The sequence below is a fragment of the Bradyrhizobium sp. F1.13.3 genome (assembly GCF_040548265.1).
Classification (GTDB): domain Bacteria; phylum Pseudomonadota; class Alphaproteobacteria; order Rhizobiales; family Xanthobacteraceae; genus Bradyrhizobium.
Map to the genome: position 1 here is coordinate 1 of NZ_JBEPRI010000044.1, position 11,405 is coordinate 11,405.

Annotated in this window: 7 protein-coding genes and 1 pseudogene; 1 reads left to right on the forward strand and 7 read right to left on the reverse strand. The window is 56.8% G+C overall.

From position 1 onward, the window contains the following. The 6 genes from ABIB66_RS42885 to ABIB66_RS42910 all read right to left on the reverse strand — a co-directional run. A partial coding sequence (locus tag ABIB66_RS42885) for a CaiB/BaiF CoA-transferase family protein (protein WP_354259967.1) occupies window positions 1-1,589 on the reverse strand: 1,589 nt, incomplete at its 3' end. Between the two features lie 125 nt (window positions 1,590-1,714). Then, window positions 1,715-2,503 (reverse strand): SDR family oxidoreductase, encoded by a 789-nt coding sequence (locus ABIB66_RS42890; protein ID WP_354259970.1) that lies wholly within the window; start codon window positions 2,501-2,503, stop codon window positions 1,715-1,717. A gap of 244 nt (window positions 2,504-2,747) precedes the next feature. Then, window positions 2,748-4,034 carry an aminotransferase class I/II-fold pyridoxal phosphate-dependent enzyme gene (locus ABIB66_RS42895; protein ID WP_354259973.1) on the reverse strand — a complete coding sequence of 429 codons (1,287 nt, stop codon included), beginning with the start codon at window positions 4,032-4,034 and terminating at the stop codon, window positions 2,748-2,750. 323 nt (window positions 4,035-4,357) lie between these two features. Further along, entirely contained in the window at window positions 4,358-5,725 is a 1,368-nt protein-coding gene (locus tag ABIB66_RS42900; RefSeq protein WP_354259976.1) for an aspartate aminotransferase family protein, read from the reverse strand. Window positions 5,726-5,923: 198 nt separating this feature from the next. Next, entirely contained in the window at window positions 5,924-6,715 is a 792-nt protein-coding gene (locus tag ABIB66_RS42905; protein ID WP_354259979.1) for a hypothetical protein, read from the reverse strand. A gap of 346 nt (window positions 6,716-7,061) precedes the next feature. Next, the gene (locus tag ABIB66_RS42910; protein WP_354259982.1) at window positions 7,062-7,952 is read right to left on the reverse strand and encodes a crotonase/enoyl-CoA hydratase family protein; all 891 of its coding nucleotides are present in this window, start codon (window positions 7,950-7,952) and stop codon (window positions 7,062-7,064) included. Between the two features lie 1,224 nt (window positions 7,953-9,176). Here ABIB66_RS42910 and ABIB66_RS42915 point away from each other — a divergent pair. Next, window positions 9,177-10,520: an LLM class flavin-dependent oxidoreductase gene (locus ABIB66_RS42915; protein WP_354259984.1), complete on the forward strand. Its 1,344-nt coding sequence runs from the start codon at window positions 9,177-9,179 to the stop codon at window positions 10,518-10,520. A 395-nt stretch (window positions 10,521-10,915) separates the two neighbouring features. On the opposite strand, the pseudogene ABIB66_RS42920 reads toward ABIB66_RS42915, so the two are convergent. Next, window positions 10,916-11,309: pseudogene (locus ABIB66_RS42920) on the reverse strand (IS701 family transposase); the annotation flags it as partial. Window positions 11,310-11,405: the final 96 nt, after the last annotated feature.

The following is an 11,405-nucleotide window of genomic DNA, read 5'->3' on the forward strand; positions in this document are numbered from 1 at the left end:
TTCACGCTGTTCGAGCCAAAGGCTGACATCGACATCATAACCAGTCGAGGATTGAGCTTTCTGAGCACATCGTAGCCGAGCCCAAGCTTCGGCAGGATGTCAGCTGAATAGTTATCGACGACAATATCGCCTTGGGCTACCAATGCCTTCGCAAGAGCGAGGCCCTTCGGTCGCGTTAAGTCAAGTGTGATGCCACGCTTGTTGCGGTTCATCATGCAGAAGCGCAGCGTCTTTTCGTACATCTCGTCGTTAACATACGACACCCTTCGATCAACGCCGCGCCACCAGTCCGGGTACTGGATGGCTTCGATCTTGATGACGTCTGCACCGAGATCGGCCAATATGCGGGTACACAACGGCCCCGCCCAGCCCATCGAGAAGTCGATCACGCGTGTTCCCTGCAAGACCTTCTCCCTATGACCCATGGAGCAGCAAGCCGTCATCGCTAACGAATTTGAGGGCCTTAGATCATTCGCAAAGACCTGCTGTTCGCCAGGAGCCGGAACTTTGCCGCCGCGGCGCGGACGCGTCGATGTTAGCCGTTGCATCGAGCCAACCGTCTGACCGTCTTCTTGTCCAAATCGAACAGGCACGATCGCGCCGCGCGCCTTCTTCTCTAGATCCCCCAGCAGATCCGGTATCGTGGGTACGATCACAATCGGGATCTTCCGGTTCCGTCCCTCCGTAAACCATTCTTGCGCAGTCCGTCTCTTCAGCTTCGGAATGAATTGCCGCTCAATGTGGTCCGGGTGCTGCAGACGATCGGCACCGAGCAGGAACGCCGGATCACCAACCAGTTCGGATAGGCCGAGCATGTCACAGAATGCACGCCATTGCGCCGGAGTAATTGTCGTAATCCCGATCCACCCATTCTTCGTCTCATAGATGCCGGCAGGAAAGTTCGGCCAAAACCGATTGGTTCCCATGCGGCGCACCTCACCGCGCTCTATTGCCTGGCTCATCTGATATTCGCTAAGAGCGAGCATCGATTCGAAGAGGTTCAATGACCACGAGCGACCCACGCCAGGCTGCATGCGCGCCAGGACCGATGACGCAGCCGCGATGAAGCCCCAGAGGCCCGCAAGAATCCCTGTTTGGAAATCCGGCGCATGCAAAGGCGGCCCTTCGACCGGTCCGGCCAACTTGATGAGACCGGCCAGAGCGCGAATCGTTGAATCGGTTGCGGCGAACGCCGCATAAGGTCCGGCGAACCCGAACCAGCTTGCCCCGATGTAGATCAACCCGGGACACCGCTCCCGGATCGCGGCAACATCTACGGCCGGGCAATCCGCGCGATCAATATCGCGCCCATCGATCAGGATGTCACATTTTTCGATCAACCCGGTCACTCGGTTGATCGCATCCGCATCCGTGCAGTCGATGACGATGCTCGACTTGTTAAGGCTTAGGAATGCGAACCATGCGCTTTGGCCACCAGCCGTCAGCGGAGCACTGCGGCGAAGTGGGTCCCCCCCTGCCGGCTCGACCTTCTGAACGTCCGCACCACAATCGGCAAACAAACGGGCGCAATAGCCTGTCGCCGCCGAACTGCCAATCTCGACGACCCGCAAATGCGACAATGCTCCCATTGAGCTCCCCTTTCTCAGATACTAGTGCTGCCTGAATATCAATGACCAGCGCATCGCTAGGCACGAGCAGCGCTTGCTTAGGGGCCCACTGATACCGGGTCCGCGAACATTTGGGCCGGCTGATGTTACGCGGCGAACTCTCCGCCCGTAACATCAATGGTCGCACCGGTGATAAATCCCGCGATCGGCGAAGCCAGAAATGCCGCAACGTGCGCGACCTCCTCGGGCGTTCCCAGACGGCCGACCGGGATCCGTTGCAGAGCGGCGCGATTAACTGCGGCTCCAGGTGGCCCGGTAAGATCGGTGAGGATGCGGCCAGGCGAGATACAATTGACCGTTATACCGTGGGGAGCGAGATCCCGTGCAGCCGCTCTGGTCAGTCCGATCAATCCTGCTTTGGACGCGGCGTAGTGCGGACCTGCAATCAATGGCATGGCGCGACCCGCAAGCGACCCGATATTGATGATGCGTCCATACGCCTTGGCCATCATCCCTGGTACAACGAGCTTGATGAGAATAAATGCGCTATTGAGATTGATATGTATGACATTTTCCCAGTCACCAAGAGAGGTCTGCGGAATCCAGGGTGCATTCCGGTCCGCGCGCTTGGGGGAAATGCCCGCATTGTTAACCAGAACTGCAATCTCGCCCCAACGCGCACGGATCCGATTAATAAGAGCAGCCACATCGTCCTGACGACTCACGTCAACGGTCTCGGCGTACAGTCGGTCCTCCGAACAGCCGAGCAAGCCCAGCGCTCCCTCAACATTCGTCGCCTTTGTCGCCACAAAAGCAACCCGATACCCATCGGTTAAAAAACGACGCACGATCTCAAGTCCAATCCCGCGCGCTCCTCCGGTCACCAGAGCAATGCGTTCGCCGGTTTGGGGCGTAGATGTTTCTGAGTTAGGCATTACCGACCATCTTCACTAGGTATGGGTGGGAAAGAGGCTGGCGAGAAAGCGCTCAAGAGCGTATCGCTGCGTTGCGATCAGTCCAGAGAGCTGCAGGGATCTTGGCAGTTGGAGCACGGTTGTCGCATGAGCGCCCTCCAGTTGCTGGGACTGCCGCAACGCAAGCTACTAGAACGAACCTCGCGCTTCTTGTGTTTTCATCAGTCATAGCCATCAAGTCACTCCGGTCGTCGTCCTAATGATCTCAACAGGGAGCAGTTGCCTGTTCCTTCTCGGCACTTGCCCCGGGGACCCTTTGCAAGATGCGCTCACAGAGCTGCTCTATTTCGTGCAACTCATGATCGGCTGTGATGCACACCCGGATTCCCGCCGCTCCTTGCGGGACTGTCGGAAAGAACGTGACAGACGTATAAAATCCCGCCTCGAGAAGTTCCCTTGCGATTGCAGTGGCGTTGCCTTCCGAGCCAATCGCAATCATTCTGATCGGAAGAGAATTGCCCTGCTCTGCAGTTGCGACGCGACGATCAAATAACTCGATCCGGTTCGTCAGCCGCTGCTGACGCTCGCCCAGCTCAGCTGAGCGGTGGATCTTGCACGAGCCAAGCGCGGCACCTACCGCCGCTAGATTGGGAGCCACCGAGAAGGAATATGGGATGGAGAAGCGTCGAAATAACGTCTCTTGCGCGGCTGTTCCGAGCATCAACATGCCTCCAGACGCGCCGAATCCCTTGGCAAGCGAGGCCGCTATGATCGTCCGATCACCGAGCACTTGCGGAAACTGCGAGCGAGCAAATCCTTCGCCCTGACGTCCGAAGATTGATATGCCATGAGCATCGTCAATATAGAGAAAGAGCCCATAGCGCTCCTGGAGTTGACGCAGTTCATTTATTGGCGAGTTTCCTCCCATCGAGTAAACTCCGTCGCACACATAAGCGACCACCGGATGTTCGTGGCAAACACGTTCGAGCGCGTCGATGTCATTGTGCGAAATCGTCTCGACAAGCGTCTCATCAGCGACCACAGGTTTGTGATAGGCCAGTGAGATGTGGGCGGTCCGATCGAACACCACAATTGGCTTTTTTCCTCCCGTCAATTGGCCTGAAGCAAGGAGCGGTAGGGCACCGAGGTTGGCGAGCATGACAGTGGAGAAGGCTATCACTCGTGCACTGAACATCTCGGATAGAGTTTCTTCAAGCTCTGAGAGTAAGTCAAAATTCAGTCTCGTTCGTGCGCATGACCAGTGCAACGAGCGATGTGCCTCTATGGCCTCGATCGCTCCAGCCACGATCATGGGGTGATTGTCGAGACCCAAGTAGGAGCACCGCACGAAGTCGACCAACTCCGGTCGGCTCTCGAGCGGACCTGTACCTAGAACGAACCCGCGCCCAACGGTAGAACGTCCCTGGACGCCCATGAGGCCAGCCGCGTGGGCCGCATCGAAATACGGGCTACTCTTCTTAATCACGTAGGCGGTGTTGCGAAAATGCCCCGACTGCCGATCACCGTCGGGAGGCGAACTCCGCTGCTGCATTTCTATTCTCCATTCCATCTAAGCAGGAACCGCGGACGCCTGGATGCGGCGAGACGAGTGCTTGGCGTGCCGAAGAGCACGGTTGAGTTCTCAACTCATCTTAATTGAAGTTCGATTAGTCTGTCTCGTTTGCAACTTAGATCACTGTCTCGGCGCCATGGATAGCTACCATTTAAGATGGGAAGGGAATCGGCCCGCCGCGAGGATTGGTGGCCAAGGCGCTACCTAGTGAGCGCCTGCACCAGATGCTTCAACGTCGGGCTATACACTTCTCGAGAACTGGGAGCCCAGCGCAGTGAGCCTACGGCAACTTTTGCTGGTTGTTACCTGGGTGCAGCGATTTGGTTCAGCAATCGCTCATTGGCTTGGAGAAAGCCTGAGAATACATCGACTACAAAGTCTGCATCGTCGCGTGTCATCGAGGTCGAAAGCGATGGCGTGCCGCCACGCGGCAGCATGATCCCGTTCCGCGCAAAGAAGCGCGTGAGTTCCTTCATAAGAGGTTCGGCCGCGGGCGCTCGATAGGCCTCGCGATAGTCATTCGGGACTTTTGTGAGCGGGTGAATCCGAAACAGTGATGCGGCTCCCGTAACACATAGCGGCGCGCTACATTTGGAAATCGCTAGACGAATTCCATCGCGAACACTCTTTCCAAGCGCTTCGAGACGTTCAAAAGCTGCATGATCCAGATGCCGCATCGCAGCAAGCCCTGCTGTCATGGACAGAGGATTGGCGGAAAATGTGCCGCCTTGTGCAAGCATGGGTCTTCCCGCCGAGGCATCGAATACTCTCATCACGTCCTCGCGGCCGCCGATCGCTCCAATTGGCAAGCCGCCGCCGATGATCTTGCCCATAGTAATGAGGTCCGGAACAAGGCCATAGCGGGCCGATGCCCCTTGGAAGCTCTGTCTCAGATTCAAAACCTCATCGGATATTACGAGAATGTTGTTGCAGCGCGCAGCTGTCTGAACCGCCGCAATGAACTCGGGTTTGGGCGCAATTAAGCCGCTCTTGCTTGGCATGGGATCCATGAGCACAGCAGCAAGATCGTGTGCATACGATGAAAGTAACCGGTGTACGCCTTCCACGTCGTTGAAGCGCAATACGACCACTTCCTCGAGCACGCTTGATGGCATTCCGCGATAACGGCCCGTCGACGTGGGACTAGTCGGCTCGCCCCAATTATCCGGGGTCGCACCGAGACTCACCTCGCACCAATCGTAGGCACCATGGTAAGCACCTTCGATCTTTGCGATTTTTGAACGTCCAGTGAATGCACGCGCTGCTTTGATTGCGAACAGAACTGCCTCAGTTCCTGTATTGACGAAGCGAACACGATCCACCTGCGGAATGCGACTGCAAAGTAGCTCGGCGAGTTCGATCTCGCTCTCTGTCGGATTTGCGAAGCAACTGCCGCACTGAAGCTGACGGGTGAGCGCTTCGACTACAGGTGCAAAGGCGTGACCATGGATCAGGGTCGTGAAGTTGCAGTTGAGGTCGAGAAAGCGGCGGCCGTCGACGTCGACCAGATAACTGCCAACGCCGCGCTCGACGTAGATCGGTTCCGGGTCACGCTCGATTGTTGCTCGTGAGGTACCGTCAGGAAAGACCAATTGTGCGCGCGCGAAGTTGTCCCTCGATTTCCGCCCAACATACTCACTTCCTGTCCCCTTGGATTCAGCTAGGTTCAAGTTGCACTCTCCTTGCAATTGTCACTTCTGGCGAGCAGACTAAAGCGTACTGAGCTGGCTCTTCAGGGATCACTGATGACCTGGAGTGCAGCCTAGCCATCGCTCACAACGGGAGCGATCGTCACGGGCCTACCATCGCCACCGGACGGCCTCGTCGACTGACGCGATTGCCCGTCTGGATTGTGCCATCCCGCACGGCTAGCCAGGGCTCCGTTCTATCCTCGAACCCGACACGGTACGAAGCAGCTTAGTTTCATCGTGATCCTCAACCTGCCTTCTCAATTCCTCCCCGGTGAGCCAGATGAGCCAATCGTCGTCAACAATGTTCTCCTCCACCAACTGCAGTATCGACCCGCCTGGCTCCTGATGCGCCATTTCGTATTGAGCAACGAGCCCCTTCTCTAGGGAAAAGCCCCCCACAAGCGAACAAAGGAAGTCAGGAGTCCACATCGCAAACGACAAACCGTGTGCTACTCCGGCTACGATCTTTGCGAGGCCCTGCCCTCTACAATCCTTGCGGACCCAAAGATCACCGTGGTAGGCGACCTTTCCTGTTATTCTTGTCGCGCTTGGCGCGTTGCAGACACAACGATCCTGAGAATGTGCATGCACGGACGGATCGTCGTAGAATGCGCTCAACGATTCAAGATGTTCTGCCAGATTGCTCCGCGAGAGGTCATACAATCGAGCAGCATCAGTGAGCGCAACTTCCTTGTTCTTGTCGAGGCCTATGATCCAATACCCCTCGCCTGATCTGATCGGGGAGCGCTCTGGCCGAAAGTTCGGATAAGTTCGCCCCTTTGTCGGAGTGGCGCTCGTGATCGCGACATACTCACGAAAATCAAATCCTATCGAAAGCTCTATCCCTCTCCGGGCCGCAGCATTGTCATAGACCTGTAGAAAGCGTGAAACCTGCAGCTGGTTGACTAAGCCTGCCATTCCTCTAACTCGCTCCTGCCGTGATGAGCCGCGTTTGGGATCGTACATCATGAATGACGCCGCATCACACTACCTAGTCAGGTGTGTTGAATACGCCCTGCTGAGATCGCGCAACTTCGCTTGATTACATAGTTACGGCAGCGTGCGGAGCGTGCTGCGCCATTTTAGAGTCTGACGCCGACATAGTAATTTTGGAGCTTGCGAGGGTCAGCGCTCGTGTAGAGAAGAACCAACCATGATCAAGACCCTCAACTAAGGAAGCTTCTTCCATGATACGGCTTTCACATCCGACCAGGCTCTCATACCAGCCGGCGCGCCGGAAGAGATGGCGAAGACGCTCAGGGATCGCAAAGGATGCGCGCCCGATTGCAGCACTGACCCGACTCGACAAGCATGATCATTTATACTCCCGCTCGGTCCACCATGGAAAATAGTCCGGCATGTCCTTCGTTACCCTCTCTTTGAACACCGCGGGCCGCTTCTCCAGAAACGCCAGTACACCTTCCTTGCCATCAGCGGAGCGTCCCCTCGCATAGATGCCGCGGCTGTCGATCTTGTGGGCCTCCATTGGGTGATCGGCGCCGAGCATCCGCCACATCATCTGCCGGATCAGCGCGATCGACACTGGCGCGGTCTTCTCGATGATCTCTCGTGCCAAAGTACGCGCCGTCGCCACCAGGTGGTCTGGTGGCACCACTTTGCTGACCAGGCCGCAAGCAAGCGCCTCCTCCGCCGAAAAGACACGACCAGTGTAACACCACTCAAGCGCTTGCGCGATACCGACGATACGCGGCAGAAACCAGCTCGAGCCGCCCTCCGGCACGATACCACGCTGGGAGAACACAAAACCGAAGCGCGCGGCCTCACTCGCAACGCGAATGTCCATCGCAAGCTGCATGGTAACGCCCATGCCAACAGCTGGTCCGTTCACGGCCGCGATTACGGGCTTCAGGCAGTTGAAAATACCTAACGTAATCTGGCCCCCGGCGTCGCTGATGTCGGGGTCGCTGTAGTCGACGCTACCGTCAGCACGGCGCTTCACCGGTCCACGCCGCGCATCGCGGTCGAATGTATCCGCGCCAGAGGAAAGATCGGCGCCCGCGCAAAAGGCGCGGCCTTCGCCGGTCACAATAACTACGCGGGCATCGTCTTCCCTGTTTACGCGATCGAACGCATCTATCAATTCGTTCTGCATGATGGCGGTACAGGCGTTCAGCCTCTCCGGACGGTTCAACGTGATGGTAAGGATCTGCTCCTCGAGCTCATACTTTAGGGTCTGATAGGCCATGTGCATTTTCCTCTTTTGGTGAGACTGGAAAGTGGACTCTTCCATGATAGCATCCGATGGTGGTTGGTTCTCAAGCACGCTCGTCAGAACATACGAGCTCTTTAGCGCAACCTGCCGGAGGATTGGGCGGGATGCTCGCTTGCGTCACGCGCGTATCCGCCACGAACAGCAACGATTAGGTACGCGATAACCAGAGATGCCGAACCTATCAAGCCTGGGCGTTGCGCGTTCTCCAAAGCTCCACAATTCTGTGCCGCAGTCGCTTCCGGACGCTCCAAGTTTCACGGACGAACAATTTGAGTGTCGACAGCTCGACCGCAGATGCGGTTAGCGGAGCGCACTCGCGCCAGCTCTCTTGCGACGTTGCTGCTAGTCGCGCGCAGAACCTTGACATGCTTTCCGTCTCGGTGTCCGCAAATCGCGAAACGAATCCTGCGCGATCTGCTGACGGGCTTCGCGGGCTTGACGCCGCGCACGGGCCACCTTCGAGCACCTGTCAGCAATATTAGCACTAGCGCGACTGCGTATAGTCGGCAACGCTTCGATAAAGTCGTGCCCAAATCGGCACGGCCATAGTCTCACCAAGCTTGCGTTTGCGCATACAATAACTCCCGCAGAGCCTATCGTAAAACTTCGAAACACCAGCCACGACGTAAACATCTCAGTCTGGTCCGGCGCAAATCGCGGTGACCGCACCGAATGCAACCCCATCGAATCACCATACAGTTTGGGTCCGCCACCACTCGTGCAGCGGCTGCGGCCGTCAACTACCAAAGCTAGCGATTGCATGAGCCCATAGATTGTATCACGCATTACTTGGAGTTTGCTTGCTCGTTGAGACTTCGCTTAAAAGAGGGCCATATGAAAATACACACACCTTCTTCTTCGGATAGCGTCCGTAATAACGCGATATCTCCCTCCTCCAGACGTCGAACGCTCGTTTCACATCCGCCCATGACACTCCGACTTGGGCGGTACCTGGTAAGCGGCATTCTGCTTAGTGGTGATAATCGCGCTTCGTTCAGGATGCTCCGATGGCTTCTGCTGCCGGCATTAGCTCGCCGCCCAACTGCTTGGAGATCATGCATCGAGGCAGGCGAATTGATTCGGGGCTCTAGTGTTCGTGAGTGCGGCCGCCACGGCCGCCTATTAAGCAATGAACAGACCACCACAACAAGGCGCACATGAGCCGCGCGACCAGTCAAGTTCAAAAGGAGACCCGACATGCAGCGCAATGATGAAATGGCCCTCGGACTCTACCTCATGCAAGCAGGATATCACGAAGGCGCATGGCGGGATCCGAGCGTACCTGTAAATGGCGGCGTTGATATCGATCACTATGCTCATCTGGCAGCACTTGCCGAAGGCGCGGCATTTCACTTCGTGTTTATCCCGGATAGCCCAAGCGTGGTTGAACAAGATCTCGCGAGCTTGGCGCGTGTAAGCCGAAACGATACATTCGAGCCAATCACGCTGATGTCAGCACTCGCATCGAGAACGCAACACGTCGGTCTTGTCGCAACAGCGACAACGACATACCATCAGCCCTACCATCTTGCACGCATGTTCGCCTCACTTGACCACATGTCGCGGGGCCGCGCGGCCTGGAACATCGTTACCTCAGGCTACAAGTTCGAAGCACATAATTTCAGTGAAGACGGGCTTGTAGATCACGACATGCGCTATGCTCGAGCGAGAGAATTTGTAGGAATTGTAAAGGGGCTTTGGGACAGCTGGGAGACCGACGCCTTCATTCGCGACAAGAATATTGGCATTTATGTCGACACGATGAAGCTTCATTTGCTCAACCACCGGGGGCATTTTTTCTCGGTCAGAGGCCCACTAAACGTTGCGAGGCCGCCGCAAGGGTATCCCGTCTTGGTTCAAGCTGGCGCATCAGATGCAGGAATCCAGTTTGGCGCGGAGATCGCTGAGGTGGTGTTCACGGCCGAACCTTCTTTAGAGAACGGACAGAGATATTATGCGACGCTCAAAGACAAGGCGCGCGGACTCGACAGGAGCGATGACCAGGTACTCATCATGCCAGGGATTGTTCCCGTAATTGGCAAGACTAAGCAGGAAGCGGAGGAGAAGCTCAAGAGGCTACAATCATCTACGCACATCGATGTTCTATTTGACACGGCCGATCGATGGCTCGGATCGGTCACCGATTTGCGTGCAGTCAACCTGGACTCCCTAGTTCCGGACACTCTGCCGCGAACCAATCTGATCCAGAGCCGTCAGAAGGTCCTTCTCGAGCTTGCCGCGCGCCAGAAACTTACCTGGAGAGAGCTTATTCGCTTGGTATCTGATAGTCGGGGCCATTTGATGGTAGTTGGCACGCCTGACGAGATTGCGGACACAATGGTTGATCGGTTTGATCAGCGCGCTGCCGACGGATTTAACGTGCTGCCAGCTACCGTTCCAAGCGGGTTCAAGGATTTTGTGGAGCTTGTAGTTCCCGAGTTACGTCGACGAGGAAAATTCAGGTGCAGGTATTCCGGAAAAACACTCAGAGAGAACCTCGGGCTCAAACCGCCACTCAATCGATTCACTAAGTTGCCGTAGGCAGGGACCGACAGGTGCAGCCAATACCGTGCGGCATCACTTTGGCAGTTCGCATTGCAGATGCAACGTTGATGAGGGATATCCCATCGAGAGAGCCAAGAGCGGAGAGGTCGGATTGAACTCCTCGGCCGCTCCCGTCTTCACCACCAAAGCTGTCGCAGTCTACCCGTGGCGTTCGCTGAAGCAATCGGCAACGCTTACCTGGACTGGTTCCGGTTTGGTCCTAGCATTACAGTCGCATTTTTTGAGGTGAGCTTTGCGCGCGCTGGCCTGATGAGACCTGCGCCAAACGACCTTGCGAGGATGTAGGCGCGCGGGATGCGCCGCTGGGTTAGCTTCATGGCGATTCGCCGGACCAACGGATCAAGAACGATGCTTCGGTCGCGGCCGCTGTCGCGTTTTTGGGGCGATGGCCCTGTGTTGGACCGATGACGGATGACGGCCATCATGGCGAAGGCAAGCATGACGAGTGAGACATGGCGATGCCAGCCGTGCCAGGAGCGGGTTTCGTTGTGATCAAGGCCGAGCTCGTTCTTACCGGTTTCGAAGCGGTCCTCGATAGCCCCAGCGATGGCCTTCCACCGACACCAGCTTCTGCACGAAGGTGCCCTTGGAGCACCGTGTAGAGAAGGAGGCCAAGCTGCCGTCGGCAATGTTGCGGCGGATCAGAAGACCCCGCGTCCATTCCCCGGCAAGGTCGTCGTTGTGTTCACCGGCATCGGGATCGGCCAGCTCAAGTTACCCCCAGTCGTACCAGCGCGGACCTTTGGTCCCTTCGCCGGACGACAGGCTGTAGCGCGTCGATCTGGATGGGAAGGCGCGGCAATCTGGATGGCGAGTCAGTGTCGCGGCGAAGTAATGATTGCCGCGCAGATTGTCGTGCGC

Bases quoted from the DNA above. Each gene is read 5' to 3' on its own strand.
- ABIB66_RS42890 (WP_354259970.1), bottom strand. From the start codon at position 2,503: ATGCCTAACTCAGAAACATCTACGCCCCAAACCGGCGAACGCATTGCT.
- ABIB66_RS42915 (WP_354259984.1), top strand. From the start codon at position 9,177: ATGCAGCGCAATGATGAAATGGCCCTCGGACTCTACCTCATGCAAGCA.
- ABIB66_RS42895 (WP_354259973.1), bottom strand. From the start codon at position 4,034: ATGCAGCAGCGGAGTTCGCCTCCCGACGGTGATCGGCAGTCGGGGCAT.
- ABIB66_RS42905 (WP_354259979.1), bottom strand. From the start codon at position 6,715: ATGATGTACGATCCCAAACGCGGCTCATCACGGCAGGAGCGAGTTAGA.
- ABIB66_RS42910 (WP_354259982.1), bottom strand. From the start codon at position 7,952: ATGGCCTATCAGACCCTAAAGTATGAGCTCGAGGAGCAGATCCTTACC.